The sequence below is a fragment of the Candidatus Enterococcus huntleyi genome, from assembly GCF_009933175.1.
Lineage (GTDB): Bacteria > Bacillota > Bacilli > Lactobacillales > Enterococcaceae > Enterococcus_K > Enterococcus_K huntleyi.
On sequence record NZ_MAEJ01000013.1, the window covers coordinates 1 to 18,711 of the forward strand.

Annotated in this window: 18 protein-coding genes; 17 read left to right on the forward strand and 1 reads right to left on the reverse strand. The window is 39.8% G+C overall.

Annotated features, from left to right (window positions below):
- The first annotated feature begins 87 nt into the window (after positions 1-87).
- The 14 genes from BAU15_RS09105 to BAU15_RS09170 all read left to right on the forward strand — a co-directional run bounded on the left by BAU15_RS09105 (position 88) and on the right by BAU15_RS09170 (position 14,906).
- Positions 88-396 (forward strand): DUF3784 domain-containing protein, encoded by a 309-nt coding sequence (locus BAU15_RS09105; RefSeq protein ID WP_161842440.1) that lies wholly within the window; start codon positions 88-90, stop codon positions 394-396.
- Positions 397-486: 90 nt separating this feature from the next.
- Positions 487-1,593, forward strand: coding sequence for an alpha/beta fold hydrolase (locus BAU15_RS09110; protein WP_237580172.1), 1,107 nt, complete (start codon positions 487-489; stop codon positions 1,591-1,593).
- Positions 1,594-2,521: 928 nt separating this feature from the next.
- A complete protein-coding gene (locus BAU15_RS09115) occupies positions 2,522-3,250 on the forward strand; it encodes a polyphosphate polymerase domain-containing protein (protein WP_161842442.1) in 729 nt (242 codons plus the stop codon).
- Positions 3,240-3,926 carry a DUF4956 domain-containing protein gene (locus BAU15_RS09120; protein WP_161842443.1) on the forward strand — a complete coding sequence of 229 codons (687 nt, stop codon included), beginning with the start codon at positions 3,240-3,242 and terminating at the stop codon, positions 3,924-3,926. The genes BAU15_RS09115 and BAU15_RS09120 overlap by 11 nt, the downstream gene beginning before the upstream one ends.
- 12 nt (positions 3,927-3,938) lie before the next feature.
- A complete protein-coding gene (locus BAU15_RS09125) occupies positions 3,939-5,849 on the forward strand; it encodes a carbohydrate-binding domain-containing protein (protein ID WP_161842444.1) in 1,911 nt (636 codons plus the stop codon).
- 214 nt (positions 5,850-6,063) lie between these two features.
- The gene (locus tag BAU15_RS09130; RefSeq protein WP_161842445.1) at positions 6,064-6,633 is read left to right on the forward strand and encodes a DUF1269 domain-containing protein; all 570 of its coding nucleotides are present in this window, start codon (positions 6,064-6,066) and stop codon (positions 6,631-6,633) included.
- A gap of 76 nt (positions 6,634-6,709) precedes the next feature.
- Positions 6,710-7,393 carry a response regulator transcription factor gene (locus tag BAU15_RS09135; protein WP_161842446.1) on the forward strand — a complete coding sequence of 228 codons (684 nt, stop codon included), beginning with the start codon at positions 6,710-6,712 and terminating at the stop codon, positions 7,391-7,393.
- The gene (locus BAU15_RS09140) at positions 7,390-8,691 is read left to right on the forward strand and encodes a sensor histidine kinase (protein ID WP_202622726.1); all 1,302 of its coding nucleotides are present in this window, start codon (positions 7,390-7,392) and stop codon (positions 8,689-8,691) included. Before BAU15_RS09135 ends, BAU15_RS09140 begins: the two co-directional genes overlap by 4 nt.
- 76 nt (positions 8,692-8,767) lie before the next feature.
- On the forward strand, positions 8,768-9,697 hold the full coding sequence (gene rnz / locus BAU15_RS09145) for a ribonuclease Z (protein ID WP_161842447.1): 930 nt from the start codon (positions 8,768-8,770) through the stop codon (positions 9,695-9,697).
- Between the two features lie 12 nt (positions 9,698-9,709).
- On the forward strand, positions 9,710-10,498 hold the full coding sequence (locus BAU15_RS09150) for an SDR family NAD(P)-dependent oxidoreductase (RefSeq protein ID WP_161842448.1): 789 nt from the start codon (positions 9,710-9,712) through the stop codon (positions 10,496-10,498).
- Between the two features lie 15 nt (positions 10,499-10,513).
- The gene (locus tag BAU15_RS09155) at positions 10,514-10,939 is read left to right on the forward strand and encodes a LapA family protein (RefSeq protein WP_161842457.1); all 426 of its coding nucleotides are present in this window, start codon (positions 10,514-10,516) and stop codon (positions 10,937-10,939) included.
- A gap of 247 nt (positions 10,940-11,186) precedes the next feature.
- Positions 11,187-11,954 carry a hypothetical protein gene (locus tag BAU15_RS09160; RefSeq protein ID WP_161842449.1) on the forward strand — a complete coding sequence of 256 codons (768 nt, stop codon included), beginning with the start codon at positions 11,187-11,189 and terminating at the stop codon, positions 11,952-11,954.
- A 126-nt stretch (positions 11,955-12,080) separates the two neighbouring features.
- Entirely contained in the window at positions 12,081-14,381 is a 2,301-nt protein-coding gene (gene recJ / locus BAU15_RS09165) for a single-stranded-DNA-specific exonuclease RecJ (protein ID WP_161842450.1), read from the forward strand.
- A gap of 12 nt (positions 14,382-14,393) precedes the next feature.
- Complete coding sequence (locus BAU15_RS09170; protein WP_161842451.1) at positions 14,394-14,906, forward strand: adenine phosphoribosyltransferase; 513 nt, start codon at positions 14,394-14,396, stop codon at positions 14,904-14,906.
- A 203-nt stretch (positions 14,907-15,109) separates the two neighbouring features.
- On the opposite strand, the gene BAU15_RS09175 is transcribed toward BAU15_RS09170, so the two are convergent.
- The gene (locus tag BAU15_RS09175) at positions 15,110-15,370 is read right to left on the reverse strand and encodes a hypothetical protein (protein ID WP_161842452.1); all 261 of its coding nucleotides are present in this window, start codon (positions 15,368-15,370) and stop codon (positions 15,110-15,112) included.
- Positions 15,371-15,654: 284 nt separating this feature from the next.
- On the opposite strand from BAU15_RS09175, the gene BAU15_RS09180 reads away from it, so the two are divergent.
- The 3 genes from BAU15_RS09180 to BAU15_RS15760 form a co-directional block, all read left to right on the forward strand.
- On the forward strand, positions 15,655-17,139 hold the full coding sequence (locus tag BAU15_RS09180; protein ID WP_161842453.1) for a 6-phospho-beta-glucosidase: 1,485 nt from the start codon (positions 15,655-15,657) through the stop codon (positions 17,137-17,139).
- 31 nt (positions 17,140-17,170) lie between these two features.
- Positions 17,171-18,064: an EamA family transporter gene (locus BAU15_RS09185; RefSeq protein ID WP_161842454.1), complete on the forward strand. Its 894-nt coding sequence runs from the start codon at positions 17,171-17,173 to the stop codon at positions 18,062-18,064.
- A 280-nt stretch (positions 18,065-18,344) separates the two neighbouring features.
- Positions 18,345-18,711: transposase family protein (locus BAU15_RS15760; protein ID WP_161842455.1), on the forward strand; the 367-nt coding region annotated here is incomplete at its 3' end.

The following is an 18,711-nucleotide window of genomic DNA, read 5'->3' on the forward strand; positions in this document are numbered from 1 at the left end:
AAAAAAACTGTTGCCATTCCATATTTCATCCAGGGTATAGTATGATTGTATTAAGCAATAATTTATGCAAATAAGGAGGGGAAACAAATGGATAGTGATAGTCTGGTTCGCATATTGGTAGGAATTCCGTTATTGATAAGTGGCGTGCAGTTATTTAGAGGAAAATGGCTTTTTCTAGTTGCTGGGTATAATACCATGAGCAAAGAAGAGCAAGAAAAACTAAATGGGAAATTTTTAGGAAAAGTGGTTGGAATCATGCTACTTTTATCTTGTCTAATCATTGCAACGACGCTAATTTATCCTGAAGCAGAAAGAGTTTGTACGATCCTACAATTTGTAATCGTTTTCGGAGTTGTGATTTACGTGAATGTAAGTGACAAAAGGAAGGCAAAGTGAACTTCTATTTTTATGAAAAAGTACATATACTAATGGTAAGGTGAAGCTTTACGCTCACACAAAAAATTTCAGGAGGAAATTGTGGCGGTAATGATCTTAAAATCGATACGTATAATTGGTATTGGAATAGTTTTTTTACTAATCTTACTACTGGGTTATCGGGAAATAAAAAAAGGTGTGTTAAGAACAAAAAGTGAGCAACTTATCAAAGAGGGCGGAATTAGTGAACATCGGGAAATCACAATAAATGGTTCAAAACAACACATTGTCATTGAAGGTAGAAAAAAGGATTCGCCAATTTTGCTATTCTTACACGGCGGGCCAGGAATGCCGGTTCCATTTGGAGCCAGTTCAAGGGCGATATATCCGAAAATAACAAAAGCTGTGACTGCAGTGTATTGGGATCAATGTGGCGCAGGAAAATCCTTTAAAGGTGCGAGAAAGGAAGATCTTACTATCGAGCAGATGGTGGCAGACACGGTCGCGTTAACCAATTATTTAAGAAAAGAGTTTGGTCAAGAGAAAATCTACATTTTAGGGATTTCTTGGGGGACTGTGCTGGGATTATTAGCTGTCGCAAAAAAACCTGAACTTTATCATAGTTACTTTTCTTATGCCCAACTAACTAATTTACCGGAAGCTACTCAAATTGTTTATGATTGGTTAATGGGAAATTTACTAGATAAAGACATGGAACCATTGGAGGTTTCAAAAGAAGACCGAGAAATTCTAAGAGGTATGGGATCCCCACCGTTCTCAAAAGAGGAAGAGGCTAAATTTTCTGAAATTTCTAATCGAGTCCTAGGTAAAAATGAAGTGTTGGTGAAAGAGATAGCCTTCTTGAAGCCGATGTTGTTTTCTCCAGACTATTCTTTATCATCTATCTACAATTCTGTGCTTAAAGCAGGTAAATTAAATATAATTGAGTCGAATTTAATAGCTGAGCTAAAGAAATTGAATTTTAAGGACGAGATTAAGGAACTCAAGATTCCAGTCACTTTTCTAAATGGAAGATATGATAAGGTGGTTCCGTTATGTCAGATTCGTTCTTTTATGGATGGGTTACAAGCTCCTGAAAAAGAATTAGTAATCGTTGAACACTCCGCGCATATGCCTAGTTCTGAAGATATGGAAAACATGACGGGTGTTGTTGTGAGGAAGATACTGGAGGAACAGGAGGGTGTTACACTCTTTTAAATCCAAGAATAGTTGGTCTTTACCTATTGCCAAACTAGTATACATTAATCGTTGTTCTATCAATAATTTTGGGCATCTGCCAATTTGGTGGATGTCTTTTTTTTTTTCGCATGCTGGTGAAACGATAGGAAAATGTATCATTTTCTTTTATTTGCCTACGCATACCATTCCGCTACTACGAAACTTGGAAAGCGGAAGTGGCAATAACTAATTAATTATTCTTTTCATTTTAGATAGAGTTATTAGCTGGATTGTTTCTGCTTTTTTCAAAATTGTGGCTATTTGCGGCGTTTTCACGTTTTTCAAAAGAGCTGTAAATAGTAAAAATCCATTGTTCAGTGGATTTTTTGTCTTAAATTAGTTTTTTCACCTCGATATTCCCCCCAAATGATGCGCAACTAGCCACAAGTATTTAAAAAGTGGTTAGTTTATTAGCTATTAAATGATAGGGGTGAAGAGTACAAGATCTATAAACGTTGCAAACTCAGGAATCTACGGACAATATTTATGAAAAGTTATCTGAGTTGAATTCACGTTTTGCTGAAATTTACGGTTTTTCGTGATTTTTCAAAGTTGTGGCTAGTTGCGGTGTTTTTCCGTAATTTAGCTAAGTTGAAAAAATTAAAACCCTTTACCTAATGAGTTTTGTCTTCCAAACTAGCTTTTACTCTCGATATTTTCTCCAAATGATGCGCAACTAGCCACAAACATTTAAAAAGTAGTCATTTTGACACTTTTTTATAGATAGTGTCCTGTTTTAAATAACAAATTTAAAGTTATCAGGTCAACCACTTATTGAAGTCGACTAGTCTATTATCTGATTCAATTTTTAACACAAAACTAAAAAAACACTCAAACTTTAAGGTTCATTTATGGTACGCCGTTTATTATGAATAACAGATAATGAATGACTGAGGAGGATACACAAATGAAACTTAAAAATGTTTTTCAACGTAAAGAAAATAAATATACATTATCCATGGACACTTATACGTTATTACGTAGCTATTTGGAACCTTATATGACTGAGGATGAATACGGGCTACATACGATTGTCTCGATTTATTTTGATATGGCGGATTACGCACTGATACGGCAATCCATTCTAAAGCCGGTCTACAAAGAGAAATTCCGTTTGCGGAGTTATGGCGTACCGACAGCTGATCAGACTGTTTTTCTGGAGCTGAAGAAAAAGGTTAAAGGGATCGTCTATAAAAGGCGACTGGCTTTAGAATATGGGCAAGCGATGGGCTATTTACAAAATCCTAACTGTTTATCACCAAAAACTTTTCGGGACCGCCAAATTAAACAGGAGATTGATTGGCTTTACGCGAAAAAACATCTTTCGCCGAAAGTTGTGATTGCTTATGACAGACGAGCGTTGGCGGCGCGCGATGAGGACCTGTCTGACTTTCGGATTACGTTTGACTTTAATATTCGCTATCGGACGGATCATTTTAACTTATCAGATGGTGATTTTGGCGAACGGGTGGCACCCGAGATTGATGTTCTGATGGAGGTTAAAGCACTGGGGGCTTATCCATTATGGTTCAGCGAACTGCTTTCTGAATTATCAATTTATAAATGTTCATTTTCAAAATATGCACAAGTTTATCAACGGTATTTATTCGAGGAGGAATTTTCACATGTTATCTAGTTTATTAGTCGATGAGTCAACCAGTACAATTACAGCGGGCATGACGGATGTGCTACTTTGCGCGCTAGTGTCGTTAATTTTGGGCATGGTTGTGGCGTATGTCCATATGTTTCGGAATGTCTATACCAAAAATTTCGTGATTACTTTAGCGGTTTTACCAGTCTTAGTTCAGCTGGTTATTATGTTAGTTAATGGCAATTTGGGCACGGGTGTCGCGGTTTTGGGCGCGTTTAGCTTGATTCGTTTTCGTTCCGTTGCCGGTAGTTCCAGAGAAATTACTAGTATTTTTTGGTCGATGGGCATCGGCCTTGCAACAGGCATGGGCTATATTGGCTATGTTGTATTATTTTCAGCTGTCACAGGTGCTTTCTTATTGTTATTAAATGTGTTGAAGTTTGGTGAAAATAATAAGGTAGCTGAACGAGAATTGAAGGTGACGATTCCTGAAGATTTAGATTATCCAGGACTATTTGATGATCTATTTGAAAAATATGCCTATCAAGTCGTAACAGACTCTGTGCGGACGACGAATATGGGCTCTTTATATGAATTGCGTTATCATGTCAAATTGAAAGATATTCAGTTGGAGAAACAATTAATCGATGAAATCCGCGTCAGAAATGGGAACTTACCGATTATCTCAGGCAAAGTTTCAACGAATAAAGACGAACTTTAGGAGGTTCATTCTATGAAAAAATTACCGAAAACACTGCTATTTACGCTCAGCACACTAGCTTTATTGACAGGCTGCAGTACGAGTAAAACCACGAGTCAATCGTCTGCTGCAGTGACGGATGCGAGCGCGGTTTCTAGTCAGACAAAAGAAACGGCTACGTCAACAACCGTCCAAACGAGTGAAACGAAATATGGTAGCTACAAAAATGAAGATTTTGATGCCTCTTATGATGAGGCCTCAGCTACCACGATTGAGCTGTCAAAAAATAAAGCGACAATCACAGGCGATGGCGCTAAATTAACTGATGACACGGTGACCATCTCTGCGGCAGGGACGTACATTTTATCCGGCACTTTTGAAGGACAAATCGTGGTTGATGCTTGTGAAGCCACGGTTCATTTAGTCTTGAATGGTGTCTCAATCACAAATTCTGATTCTTCGGCAATTCTTGTCGAGCAAGCGGAAAAAGTCATCACCACCTTAGCGGATGGAACTGAAAACACGCTAGAAGATGGTAAGGATTATGTGTTTGCGACAGGAGAAGATGAACCGGATGCGACTTTCTTTAGCAAGGATGATTTGACGATTAATGGCACAGGCTCGCTAATGGTCAATGGCAACTACAGCAACGGAATTCGCGGCAAAGATGATCTCGTGATTGTCTCCGGCACGATTAAAGTCACAGCGATTAATAATGCGATTAAGTCAAAAGATTCGTTATCCATTGCGGGCGGAAGTTTTGATTTGACGACGACTGCTGGGGATGGTTTACAAGCTAATAATACGGAAGATGCCGCGCAAGGCTGGATTGGCATCGATGGCGGTACCTTTGCGATTCAGGCGGGGAATGACGGCATTCAGGCGGAAACTAATTTGAACATCGCCACTGCTGAACTCTCAATTAAAACTGGCGATGGGGCGACCATGAGTAATCCGGATGCTGAAGCGAGTTACAAAGGGTTAAAGGCTGGCAATACGATTGTGATTGATGACGGAACTTACACCATCGATAGTGCGGATGATAGTATTCATGCCAATAATGCGGTCACGATTGCAAATGGTAGCATGACCTTAGCCTCTGGCGATGACGGGATTCACGCGGATCAAGCGTTGACAATTGATGGTGGCCAAGTGGTAGTGACAAATTCTTATGAAGGCTTGGAAGGCTCAACCATCACAATTACTGGTGGCGAACATCAGATTACGGCAACGGATGATGGCATCAACGCAGGCGGCGGCAGTGACACAACGGAAACGGCAGGTCAATTTGGTGCAGATTCATTTGGCGGTGCAGGCGGTGGTCCTGGAGGCGGGGATCAGGCGGATGAAACGAAATCCATTAAAATTTCGGGCGGCTTAACGCAGGTCAAGGCAGATGGCGATGGCGTCGATAGTAATGGCAATATCACGCTGACAAACGGCACGCTGCTAGTCGACGGTCCGACTAATGGCGGTAATGGTGCGCTAGATTATAATGGTGAATTCGTGCAAGAAGGTGGGATTTTGATTGCCGCTGGCAGTCAAGGCATGACGCAAGCCACCAGTGACACATCAACGCAGCCAAGTCTTTCGCTCTCTTTCAGTCAAACACAAGCGGCCAATACTTTACTCAATGTGGTAGTGGATGGAAAACAAATTTTAAGTTATACGCCGTCAAAAGAGTTTGGCAATGTTGTGATTAGTACACCGGAAATGAAAAAAGATGGCACAGTCACCGTTTCGACGGGTGGAAAAAATAGCGAAACAGCGACAGCCAATCTTTCTCTAGGTGGAACTTATACTGAGGGCACTGAGCTTGGCACCTATACTTTATCTGATACCGTGACATCACTTGACCAAGAGGGAAATGCTGTTAGCGCGAATCAAATGGGTGCTCCTGGAGGCGGTCAAGGAATGGGTGAACCCGGCGGCGGTGGCTTCTAATTTGAAGTCGCTGACTGAGATAATTTTTTTATTATTCTGTGCACTAAAAACCAATTATTGAACGGTTGCTAGAGAGTCCTTTTAATAATCATTTTGACAATTATCTGACCAGTCATTCGGAGGCTCCTCGCTACCGCTTTTAGTTGAGTGGTCACGCTTTACCAAACGTGCGAGAACCTGTAAACTAGAGGTATTAAGAACAGGAGTGATTGAATTGAGTAAACGAGTCCTTCTTCTAACCTTTGGTATTGAAAGTCAATCGTACCAAGCATTTTCTGAAATAAAAAAATTACACGTTGCTCGTGCCATAAAAGGCGATCAAATGGCTGTGGTAACTCACACGAATGATGGGAATCACCAGTTCAAAATTGACGATTTTATTGATTTTACAGGTAATAACAATGCTTCAACTGGAGGCATGATTGGCATGTTAGTTGGCGTATTAGTTAGCCCTCTGGCAGTTTTACTAGGCTGGTTTGCCGGTGGCATGATTGGGGCGACTAGAGATGCTAAAGAAATTAAAGATGCGCAATCCGTTTTTGAATCAGTCATTAGTCAGATAGGCGTAGGCGATACCGCAGTTATTTTAATTGTGGAAGAAGATGATAACCGTCCATTGAATCAATTAGTCATGAATCAACTAGGAGGACGCATCACGCGTTTGGATTACGCAGAAGTTGAAGAAGAAATTCAGCGAGCCAAGGAAGTTGAAGATCAGGCACAAAAGGCTGCTCAGGAAACTTGGGCTGATACCCATCCGACAGACAGACACGAAGAAAAATAAAAAATGATGAGCTGTGATGCATTCGAAAGAATCCACTCACAGCTTTTTTACAAGGAATGAAAAGGAAGGTGAACAAATGAAACTATTGTTAGTCGAAGATGATCGCGTTCTTTCTGACAGCATTAAAGATATTTTGACTGAAATCGGTGAAGTAACCGCTGTATATGATGGAGCGGAAGCTATTTTCGAAGGAGAGAGCGGGATTTATGATTTGATTGTCCTTGACTTGATGTTGCCAGAGGTTAGTGGCGAACAGGTGCTGACAACCTTGAGAGAGAAGATGATTTATTGCCCGGTGCTGATTTTGACAGCCAAAGATAGCTTTGAAGATAAGATGAAAGGCTTCCGTAATGGTGCGGATGATTATCTGACAAAACCGTTTCATCGCGAGGAATTGTTGGTCAGAAGTCAGGCTTTGTTGCGTCGTTCGTTGGGCTTACATAATCGAAACGAACTGGTTCAAGAGAAATTAGTCATCGATTTAGACGGACATCTTGTCTACTATGATCAACAAGAAATTCAGTTACAGGGAAAAGAGTTTGACTTGCTGGCCTACTTTATGCAAAACAGCAAACGAATTATCACGAAAGATCAGCTGTTTGACCGTATTTGGGGTTTTCAGTCGGATACAACTTTATCTGTCGTGGAAGTCTATATGAGTAATTTGCGGAAACATTTAAAACCCTATCAGATTGATGGCTGGATTAAGACAATCCGGAATGTCGGTTATATTTTTCAAGTACCTGAGGAGCGCCTATGATTGAAAGTCAGTTAGATAAACAACAGAAAAAGACGTTTTTGTTCACCTTTCTTTCGTTTAGCATTATTTTCTTATTATTAGGCTTGATTGTTTTTCAGCTAGCAAAGTCTTCTCTCTATGAGTCAACTGATAATGATCTCACTAGACTTTCTGAAAATAGTGAATTTTTAAATGAGCAAATTAGTCATCTTCAAATGGCCACCGATAAGAAACAACCCATTCCTAGGGAGTTAGGTGGTCCGAAGCCGAACAATTTTCAACAACAAATCATCATTTGGGATAAATCAGGAAAAATCATGAATGAAGGTCAGTTGGGTTCACGTGTCAATGACTTTACCAACCTGAAAGCTGAAACAACCAATTTTAACAAAATTGCATCCTTGCAACTCTCTGATCAAAACAATCGTTTATTACAGTTTCGCAGTCTGACAATTAAAAGTCCCAACTATGAGACAGATGGCTACACGATTCAGTTACTGGTCAATACAGATCCGATTGTTTCGACGATGGCTCAGTTCAAAAATATCCTGATTATTTGTATGGTGGTGTTCTTTGCTCTTTCAGTTTTATTAAGTTACTTCCTATCTAAAAAGTTTACTGAACCGATCATTGCGTCATGGAAAAAGCAGCAGCAATTTGTTGAAAATGCCTCCCATGAATTACGCACCCCTTTAACAATTATTCAGGCGAAATTAGAGAACTTATTTACCAAGCCTGAGCGCACAATTTTAGACGAATCAGAAAGTATCGCCTTATCCTTAACTGAAGTCCAACGGTTAAGCCAACTGACGACTGATTTATTGTTACTTGCTCGTTCTGATAGCAATGAATTGGTGCTGAAAAAAGAGGCGGTCTACTTTGATGAATTAGTGACGCAAACCGTCACACCCTATAAAGAATTGGCAGAAGCTGAAGGGAAGAGCTTCACGATTAACGTGAGTGGGCATAAACGAGTATTGGTCGATCCAGAAAAAATTCGTCAATTACTCATTATTTTGTTAGATAATGCCTTAAAATATACTGAGGTTGGCGAACAAATTGATGTCTCGGCCAAATTACTTACGAAAGAATGGCAATTAATTGTCGCTGATACAGGTAAAGGAATCCCTGATTCAGAGAAAAAACGCGTTTTCGAACGCTTTTATCGCGAAGATGAATCGCGTAATCGACAGACTGGTGGCTATGGGATTGGCCTTTCTATCGCGCAATGGATTGTGCGCGCCCACAAAGGAAAGATTACAGTGAAGGATTATGAGCCCAAAGGTGTTTGCTTTGAAATACAGCTTCCTGAAAAATAAATCAGAATTTCAATTGCTAAACCGAACGTTTTCACCTAAAATTAGAGAGAAGTCAAAAGAAAGTCGGGTTTAATTTATGGAATTACAGTTTTTAGGAACCGGTGCAGGTGTACCTGCAAAGCATCGAAATGTCAGTAGTATTGCTTTAAAATTATTGGATGAACGCAATGCCGTATGGCTATTTGATTGCGGTGAAGGTACGCAAATGCAAATTTTGCGCACGACGATTCGACCAAGAAAAATCGAAAAAATTTTTATTACACATCTCCACGGCGATCATATTTTTGGCTTACCAGGCTTATTGAGTAGTCGTTCGTTTCAAGGAGGCGGTTCGCCTTTAGAAATATATGGGCCAAAAGGCATCGAGAAATATATCCGTACCTCCCTAGCTGTCTCGCAGACAAGATTAGGCTATCCTTTGAAATTCATTGAGATTGAAAAGGAAGGCACACTGTTTTCTGATGCAGAATTTTCTGTGATTTGTTGCCGTTTGGATCATGGGATTGAGAGTTTTGGCTACCGTGTGGTAGAGCATGACCATGATGGCGAGCTACAGGTTGAAAAATTGCAAGCATTAGAAGTCCCAGCAGGACCGATTTATGGTAAATTGAAAAGGGGCGAGGTTGTTACTTTAGCAGACGGCCGCGTGTTGGACGGCAAAGAATTTCAAGGAGCGGCTAAAAAAGGCCGCGTGGTAACCATCTTAGGGGATACCAGAAAAACAGAAGCAGCAGCTAAATTAGCTAAGGGCAGCCAAGTATTGGTTCATGAAAGTACGTTTAATAAGTTAGAAGCGCGCATGGCTAAGAATTATTTTCATTCCACCACGCATCAAGCAGCAGAAACGGCTCGTGAAGCACAGGTTCATCAGCTAGTACTTACCCACATCAGTGCTCGTTACCTAGGGAAAGAAGCTCAGGCCTTAGAAGATGAAGCCAAAGAAATTTTTCCAAATACACAGATGGTCAAAGATTTTGACATCATCGATATTCCATTTATGGATTAGGAGGTTCAAGTGATGAATTTAGAGAACAAAGTAGTCTTAGTTACAGGAGGCTCTGCGGGTTTAGGCGAGCAGATCTGTTATGAAGCAGCTAAAAAAGGCGCAATTGTCGTGACCTGTGCCAGACGAATTCAGTTATTAGGTCAGGTTAAGGAGCGCTGTAGTGAGTTGAGTGGGCGTGCAGCCTACGCGTTTCAGCTAGATGTTAGTGACCCAACCAGTGTGTTTTCAGCGTTGGAAAAAATTCAAGCGGAAGTCGGTCCAATTGATGTCTTAGTCAATAATGCTGGCTTTGGTATTTTCGAAGACTTTTTGAGCTTCGATTTAGAAAAAGCGCGAAATATGTTTGAAGTCAACGTTTTAGGCATGATGACCTTAACTCAACAAGTCGCTGTTCAAATGGCTGAAAATAAACACGGTCACATTATTAATATCGCTTCTATGGCTGGCAAGATGGCGACCGCGAAATCAACAGTTTACTCGGCGACTAAATTTGCCGTCTTGGGCTTTTCTAATGCGTTACGTTTAGAAATGAAACCTTTTAATGTCGCTGTAACTACAGTTAATCCTGGTCCTATCCGAACAGAGTTTTTCGACAAAGCAGACCCAAGCGGTGATTATCTTGCAAAATTGGGTTTCATCGTATTAGAACCGCAAAAACTAGCAAAAACGATTGTGCAAGCGATGCAGCGGCCTAAAAGAGAGATTAATCAACCATTGGCGCTAGAAGTAGCTGCTCGTTTCTATACACTTTTCCCGCAGATTGGCGACTATTTAGCTGGCGGAATTTTTAATAAAAAATAAAGTGGGGTGGCAAATTTGAAAATGCAATGGCGTGTCTTTGTAGGCTTCTTGTTAGTGCTACTAATCGTGGTTTTTGCTGTACTAAACAACACGATTGTGCCCATTAGTTTTGGCTTTACTACACTTAAAGCACCACTAATTTTGGTCCTCATTTGTTCAGCTATTATTGGGGCTTTAATCGTGCTCTTAACTTCAACTGCGACGATGTGGCAACAAAAGAAAAAAATCGAACAACAAGAGAAAGAGCTAGCCATTTTTAAAGAGGAAATGGACAAAAAAGTGGCGGAAGAGAAAGAAAAAATCCAACGTGATTTTACGAATCAGACAGCCAAACTAGAAGCTTCTTATCAAACGCAAATAAAAGAGCAAGAGTTACTCATCGCGAGCTTAAGCGGTGAAAAGTATACCAAGGAAGAAAAAAATCTCGATTATTTTGATTAAATCAAGCAACGCATTTCTTAAGCAGGAAAGAAAAATCTATCATTCATTCAAGACTAGGCACAGGAAAAATCAACTGTGCCTAGTCTTTTGGCACTCTACTTTTTTATATTTTATCAGAATCATCTCACCGAACAGAACCAGTGTGCAGCAGCTCAGCAAAATGTCAGGCAAACGTATTGAGGCTACGTTTTTGTTTTTTTGTAGCTTTTAACAATACATGGGGTAAACAAGAGAGAGAAGCAGTTTAATGAATAAAAAATTGGCAAATCGAAAGAAATATTTACAATCAAGTGTGTCAGAAGTTGAAAAAGTACTAACGGATTTTTTGTTTTTACTGCAGACAAATGAGAAAGAAGTGAATCATAATTCGACCACTCGAGAAGAGTTAGCGGTCTTTGATCGACTAGGCCTAGCTATGACCAGCATTTTTATGATTTGTTTATTTTTAGTTCCCATCCAGATTGCGGTTACCAAAAATCCCTACACTATTTTTGTCTTTCCTGTTTTACTATTGCTTCATAAGATGAATGAACGCCTCTGTCAAAAGAATGATATACAGACGTCTAGTCAAGCCTTTTCAGATTGGTATAAAACAAATAAAAAGGCGAAGACGACGGCCTTTTGGATAGTCAAACGAGGGCGCTCTTTTGACCAGTATCGATTAATAAACCAATTAGTACAGCAATTACGTGGAGTTTTTAGCTTATTAACGGGCAAAATTGACAGAGAGGCGATAATTCGACAAGAAAAAACGAACCACAAAGCACCGACTAAAAAAAGGTTAGAACTGGAATTTATCGATGGTGCGCACCTCTTCTTGGAGCTGTTAGAAACCTTACCAACTGAAATAATTGATACAGAAACGAAACTCTATCTACCCTCAAGCGCGCATATCAAATTTGCAAAAGCCAGTAAGCATTCACTCGCAAAAAGCCATCTACTCATTGAAACCGATCAAAAATTATATGGTGTAGAAGTCCTAGGAGATGACTTCATCGCCTTTCCAATTGACTGACTAATCTCTTAAGCGTTCATTAATTAAGTTGCCTAATGATTGATGCGTTAATTTTAACTATTAGACACGTATTTTCTTTTGTTTCAGGCTGGGCTTTGCTATAATTACTAGGTTAGGAGTGAGTACGTGAAACAATCAAATTATCACTGGCAATTGCCAGAAGAACAACAAATAAATGAAGACTTTCTCCAAGAAATTGAGAAGAGAGGATTCTCTCCTTTGATCGGCCAGCTTCTTTGGCAACGGTCTATTCAAACACCAGAAGAGATGACCAGCTTTTTGGCTCCTTCGTTAGATCAACTACACGATCCTTATTTGATGCACGACATGGAACGGGCCGTTTCCCGGATTCAGCAAGCGGTCATTGGCAACGAACAAATTCTAGTGTATGGGGACTATGATGCAGATGGTATCACTAGTACCACGATTATGAAAGAAACCCTTGAATTGTTGGGAGCCGAAGTGGATTATTTCTTACCTAATCGTTTTATTCAAGGATATGGTCCAAATAAAGCTGTTTACCAAGAAAAAATAGAAGCAGGGGTTCAGCTGATTATCACGGTTGATAATGGTGTCGCAGGTCATGAGGCTTTGGCCTACGCCAAGAGTCAAGGAGTTGATGTGATTGTTACTGATCACCATGAGCTACCAGCCGAGTTGCCAGAAGCTTATGCGATTGTCCATCCTCGTCACCCTGAGGGGAATTATCCATTTGGTGATTTAGCTGGAGTGGGGGTTGCTTACAAGGTAGCGACTGCTCTGTTAGAGGAAGCACCGGCAGAATTTCTGGATTTAGTGGCTATCGGAACGATTGCTGATTTAGTTTCGTTAACAGGAGAAAATCGGACGTTGGTTACGTTTGGTTTAGCGGCTATGAAACAGACTGAACGTTTGGGTTTAGCGGCGTTATTTAAAGAAAGTGGCGTTAATCCTGAAGAAGTGACAGAAACGTCGATTGGTTTTTCGATTGGCCCGCGTTTAAATGCGATTGGCCGACTCGATGATCCAAATCCTGCGGTTGAATTATTTTCAACCTTTGATGAAGAAGTTGCAGCTAATTTAGCGGCTTTATTAAATCAGAAGAACGATGAACGAAAAGCAATCGTAGAAAAAATCACCGCTGAAGCGTTAGCTATGGTTCAACCAGCTAATCAAGTCCATCTGATTGCTCATGAAGGCTGGCATGAAGGAGTTTTAGGGATTGTGGCCGGCAGAATCATGAATGAGACTGGCAAACCAACTATTGTCTTAACTATCAAAGAAGATGGTTCAGCGAAAGGCTCTGGCCGAAGTGTCGAAGCACTTAATTTGTATGAAATGTTATCTTCAATGAATGATTTATTTACCCATTTTGGTGGACATCATGCAGCTGTTGGCTTAACGATGCCGGCAGAAAATATCGCAAGCTTACAAGAACAAATGAATGACTATATTGTCGCTCAAGCGATTGATTTAACTAAAGGCGTACCTTTAAAAATTGATGAGGTGCTATCTGTCGAAGAAGTTTCCGTAGCATTTATCCAACAGCTACGCGTCCTTGCTCCCTTTGGCACAGATAATCCATTACCTACATTTTTATTCCAAGCAGGTTCAGTCAATCAGATTAAACGAATTGGTTCGGAGCAACAGCACCTTAAGTTCTCATTAACCAAAGATGCCGCAAGTTTAGATGCGATTGCTTTTGGCTTTGGCGGGCAAGCCCAAGAGTTAGAAAACGAAGGGGTCAAAGTGGTGGGCGAATTATCCATTAATGAATGGAATGGACGCAAAAAACCGCAATTAATGGTTAAAGATTTTGCGATTGAAGGATTGCAGCTATTCGATTGGCGAGCTAAACGTTTCTGGCAACATCCCCTAATCTCTGATGCGTCTTTATATGTAGTTTTTGCGGAAAAAAATAAGAAGATACTACAACAGCAAGTCGCCGAACAGGCTGTCACCTTTGAGTCGATTGAACAAATACAACAAGTGATTATGGACAAACAGCCCAAAGAGCTTATCTTCGTTGATTGTCCTGAAACACAAGATATCCTAAAAGAAATTACTCAATTGTGGGACTTTTCTAGAATTTATCTCTTATTTGCTACACCAGATGAGGCCTACTTAAATGGGGTGGGGAGTCGGGAGCAGTATGCTCGTTTGTTTAAATTTATTCATCAACACAAGCAAGTCGATGTGCGTTACAAGATCAATTCCGTTGCCCAATTCTTAAAAATCCCTCAAAATCTATTAATTTTCATGATTCAAGTGTTTTTTGAGTTAGGATTTGTTACAATAGAAAACGGTGTTTTAAATAAAGTAGAACAACCCGAAAATCATCCGTTAACGGAGAGCACGCTCTATCAAGGACGGCTGAAACAAATTAAATCAGAGGAGTATTTGCTCTTAAGCGATATTCCCACTATTAAAAATTGGCTACAATCGTAGGAGGAGTACCAAATGAATTTAAAAGATTATATTGCAAGCATACCTGATTATCCTTCAGAAGGAATTATCTTTCGGGATATTTCCCCTTTAATGGCAAATGGCGATGCTTACCGTGAAGCAACGAAACAGATTGTCGATTATGCGAAAGAAAAACAAATCGATATGGTCGTTGGACCGGAAGCACGTGGCTTTATTGTTGGCTGCCCAGTAGCTTATGAGCTAGGTGTAGGTTTTGCTCCTGTTCGTAAAAAAGGAAAATTACCTCGTGAAACAATCGAAGTTACTTATGATTTAGAATACGGAACAGATACCTTAACGCTCCACAAAGATGCGATTCTACCGGGGCAACGTGTTTTAATTTGTGATGATTTACTAGCAACTGGTGGAACTATCAAAGCAACGATCGACCTTATCGAAAAATTAGGTGGCGTGGTTGTAGGTTGTGCCTTCTTAATCGAATTAATGGATTTACATGGTCGTGACAAAATAGAAGGCCATGATATCATTACTTTAATGGAATATTAAACAAAAGTCTCCCTCGCCAAAATTATTTGGTGAAGGAGACTTTTTTATTGTACATCCAAGAAAATCCTTTCAACCAAAAATGATTGGCCATCAATCATCGCTGCTGAAAGGATTTTTTTCGGATAATAAATATCGGTTGATGCCAGAGATTAGTCGACTCGTTGTTATAGCCAGTTACGATTCTACTATAGAATCATCACTTTCTAGTGTCTATATTCATACTGGTAGTCATAATCGTAGTCAAACTCGTATCGTTCTTCATCCATTCCTCTATCATACTGTTGTTCTTCATAATAAAACTTTTCGCGTTCTGTTTGACGATATTTTTTTTCGTCCCACAATGTAAACCATAATATAGCTAAAGGTGTCAGAATCAGAATTGCTGAACGTATGCCGATGTTGCCCAATAAAATACCTATCACTAATACCATTAATATAAATCCAAAACGACGCATTGCTCTCATGATATTCACCTCTTAATTTTTATACGAACATGTGTTTGTATTTATATTATACGAATGTTTGTTCGGTTTGTAAAGAGAAAAGTTACAAATACTTAAAAAAGAGCAGAAAGCTACTATTCTAGCGGTTGCTCTAGGGAATTTGAGGGGATTTGACGATTAAAATCCCTGTTTTTTTCTACTAATTAGCTCATGCAGCGATAAAAAAACAGTTTCCTAAATGGAAACTTCGCAGTTTTTTTGAATTCTTCCCTATAAAATAAAGTAACAACGAGGGAGGAGTTATTATGGGATTTCCGAAAGATTTTTTATGGGGCGGAGCAACTGCCGCTAATCAATGTGAAGGGGGTTATGACAAAGGTGGACGAGGACGCGCCAATGTCGATTTGATGCCATTAGGTGAAAAACGATATCAAGTTGGCACAGGTAAGCTAAAAATGACGACCTTCGACGAACAAGCTACTTATCCTGCTCACACTGGTGTAGATATGTACCATCACTACAAAGAAGATATCGCGCTATTTGCTGAGATGGGCTTTAAAACCTATCGCTTTTCAATTGCCTGGACCCGAATTTTTCCAAATGGGGATGAACAGGAACCGAACGAGGCAGGACTTACTTTTTATGAGAATCTGATTGATGAGTGTCGCCGTTATGATATCGAACCACTTGTGACGATTAATCATTTTGATTGTCCGATGTATCTGGTTGAAAAATTCGGTGGTTGGCGCGATCGTCAAATGATTGATTGTTATCTCAAGCTAGCGGAAACTTTGTTCACGCGATTTAAAGAAAAAGTCAACTATTGGTTACCTTTTAATGAAATCAATATGATTTTACACTTTCCATTTGTTTCAGCAGGGCTCTGCTTTGAAGAAGGTGAAAACGAAAAACAAGTTATGCTAACAGCTGTCCATCATCAGTTAGTAGCCAGTGCTTTAGCAACCAAGCTAGCTCACGAGATTGATCCAAAAAATCAAATTGGCTGTATGTTGGCAGCAGGTTCCTACTATCCAGAAACGTGCAAACCAACTGACTACTGGCAGGCTATTTGTGATAACAGAGAAAGTTATCTCTTTATTGACGTGCAGTCGTGGGGCTATTATCCGGCTTATGGATTGAAATGGGCCGAAAAACAAGGTGCCGTGATTCCTTTTGCTGAGGGTGATCGTGAGATTTTACAAAATCATCCAGTCGATTTCATCAGTTTTTCTTACTATTCTTCCAGAGTGAGTAGCGCGGATACGACCAAAACACAAACGGAAAGCAATTTGTTTGCTTCAGTCGAAAATCCTTATTTAGCAACCAGCGAATGGGGCTGGCAGATTGATCCCTTAGGTCTAAGAGCTACTTTAAATGAATTGTCTGATCGCTACAGAAAACCTTTATTTATTGTTGAAAATGGTTTAGGTGCACTGGATACCATTGATGCAGATGGGCAAATTAACGATGATTATAGAATCAATTACTTGAAGGCTCATATAGCAGAAATGAAAAAAGCCATCGATGAGGATGGTGTCAATCTATTAGGTTATACAACGTGGGGCTGTATTGACTTAGTATCAAATGGCACTGGCGAGATTAACAAACGTTATGGCTTTATCCATGTCGATAGAGATAATTTCGGTCAAGGGACTTACAAACGGACACGTAAAAAATCTTTCTGCTGGTATCAGCAGGTCATTAGCTCCAATGGCGAAAATCTGACCATTAACGAATCGTATAACAAGAAAAAATGGGGAACAACGTGTTTAAGAATACAGGAGATTTGAAATTTTGTGTTACACAGGAAAGGATGAGTAAATGAAACATTTATATTATGCGGGAATGGTTTTCTTAGGAGGGTGCTGTTATGGCATTTTATCGACCTTCGTAAAAATTGCTTACCGTAGTGGTTTTTCGCCGAATACTGTCACCGGCGCGCAATATTTATTCGGGACTGTACTTGCTTGGTTTGTCTTATTATTCGTGAAAAAGAAACCTATTTCAAAACGAACTATTTTTCAATTATTGGCTTCAGGGATTCCTTTTGGACTAACTGGAACTTTCTATTATCAGTCATTACAAACGTTGAATGCCTCTCTTGCAATCATCTTGCTTTTTCAATCCGTCTGGATAGGCTCTTTAATTGCGTGGCTTGTTTACAAAAAGAAACCGACAAAAATGAAGCTCTTCTCCTTAGTTGTGTTGGTGTTAGGCTCTTTAATGGCTGCCAATGTCTTCTCAAATGGGGGAGCGACGCTCTCTTTTCAAGGAGTCATCTGGGGAGGATTAGCTGCGACTAGCTTTGCCACGTTTATTTTTTTGAGTGGCATCGTCGGCAACACACTGCCAGCTATCCAAAAAAGTGCCTTACTATCAGCGGGTGCTCTATTAACAGTCTCATTGATCTATCCACCGGTCTTTCTTTTCGACGCGGAAACGGTGATTGGCATCCTGCCTATTGGCTTATTACTTGGATTTTTTGGCGTATTATTCCCGCCATTTCTCTACTCAATCGGCATGCCAAAAGTCGGCCCTAGCTTAGGGACAATCTTGACCTCCTCTGAATTACCAACAGCAGTTTTGCTTTCATCATTTGTCTTAAAAGAAAAAGTGAATCTCTTACAATTCGCGGGCGTTTTGTTGATTATTTTGGCAATTATCTGGAGTAGTCTGAAGGAAGAAAAAAGCCAAACAGAAAATAGGGCTCACTAATCTAATATTAGATTTTATGAGACAACCTATGAGCTTCAATAAAAAATCCTTTCACCTATTTAGAAAGGTCATTAGAGGTTTATTATAAGAAAATACGCCATGTAAGTCAGGGGCAATCCCTAATTTACATGGCGTATTTTGGTTCTATAATATTTAGTGTTGGTGGAAGATTTTCGAATCTTCTCCAACACTATTTTTGTAAGCAAATAAATAGAAAGAGAGATAGCCAAATTGATAGAATTGAATCACCACAACACAATCATCAAGGAGGATATCTCTCATGGACTATCATACTAAAAAATTACTTGGTTTAACAGACAAAAACTTTCAATTCCCAGAAAATTGGTTAGAATCGCGGACAATCAATCATCTGACTACGCACTTTATCCATGCTAGGCTTGATTACACCCCAAAGGCTTGTTCCAAGTGTGGGATTAAAAATGAAGGTCAAATTATTAAGAACGGCACACATAAAACAAAAGTTCAATTGCTTCCATTGCGTTCAGTCCCAACCTTTTTGTCTCTGAAAAGAACGCGCTTTTTATGTAAAGAATGTGGAGCTACCTTTAATGCCAAGACTCCTCTCGTCGAGGAGAATTGTTACATTTCAAGGGAATTAAAACAAAAGATCGCCATGGACCTTGCTC

What these genes read in the sequence shown, in the direction of transcription:
- BAU15_RS09105 (WP_161842440.1), top strand. Translation starts at nt 88, where the DNA reads ATGGATAGTGATAGTCTGGTTCGCATATTGGTAGGAATTCCGTTATTG.
- BAU15_RS09110 (WP_237580172.1), top strand. Translation starts at nt 487, where the DNA reads ATGATCTTAAAATCGATACGTATAATTGGTATTGGAATAGTTTTTTTA.
- BAU15_RS09115 (WP_161842442.1), top strand. Translation starts at nt 2,522, where the DNA reads ATGAAACTTAAAAATGTTTTTCAACGTAAAGAAAATAAATATACATTA.
- BAU15_RS09120 (WP_161842443.1), top strand. Translation starts at nt 3,240, where the DNA reads ATGTTATCTAGTTTATTAGTCGATGAGTCAACCAGTACAATTACAGCG.
- BAU15_RS09125 (WP_161842444.1), top strand. Translation starts at nt 3,939, where the DNA reads ATGAAAAAATTACCGAAAACACTGCTATTTACGCTCAGCACACTAGCT.
- BAU15_RS09135 (WP_161842446.1), top strand. Translation starts at nt 6,710, where the DNA reads ATGAAACTATTGTTAGTCGAAGATGATCGCGTTCTTTCTGACAGCATT.
- BAU15_RS09140 (WP_202622726.1), top strand. Translation starts at nt 7,390, where the DNA reads ATGATTGAAAGTCAGTTAGATAAACAACAGAAAAAGACGTTTTTGTTC.
- rnz (WP_161842447.1), top strand. Translation starts at nt 8,768, where the DNA reads ATGGAATTACAGTTTTTAGGAACCGGTGCAGGTGTACCTGCAAAGCAT.
- BAU15_RS09150 (WP_161842448.1), top strand. Translation starts at nt 9,710, where the DNA reads ATGAATTTAGAGAACAAAGTAGTCTTAGTTACAGGAGGCTCTGCGGGT.
- BAU15_RS09160 (WP_161842449.1), top strand. Translation starts at nt 11,187, where the DNA reads ATGAATAAAAAATTGGCAAATCGAAAGAAATATTTACAATCAAGTGTG.
- BAU15_RS09170 (WP_161842451.1), top strand. Translation starts at nt 14,394, where the DNA reads ATGAATTTAAAAGATTATATTGCAAGCATACCTGATTATCCTTCAGAA.
- BAU15_RS09175 (WP_161842452.1), bottom strand. Translation starts at nt 15,370, where the DNA reads ATGAGAGCAATGCGTCGTTTTGGATTTATATTAATGGTATTAGTGATA.
- BAU15_RS09180 (WP_161842453.1), top strand. Translation starts at nt 15,655, where the DNA reads ATGGGATTTCCGAAAGATTTTTTATGGGGCGGAGCAACTGCCGCTAAT.
- BAU15_RS09185 (WP_161842454.1), top strand. Translation starts at nt 17,171, where the DNA reads ATGAAACATTTATATTATGCGGGAATGGTTTTCTTAGGAGGGTGCTGT.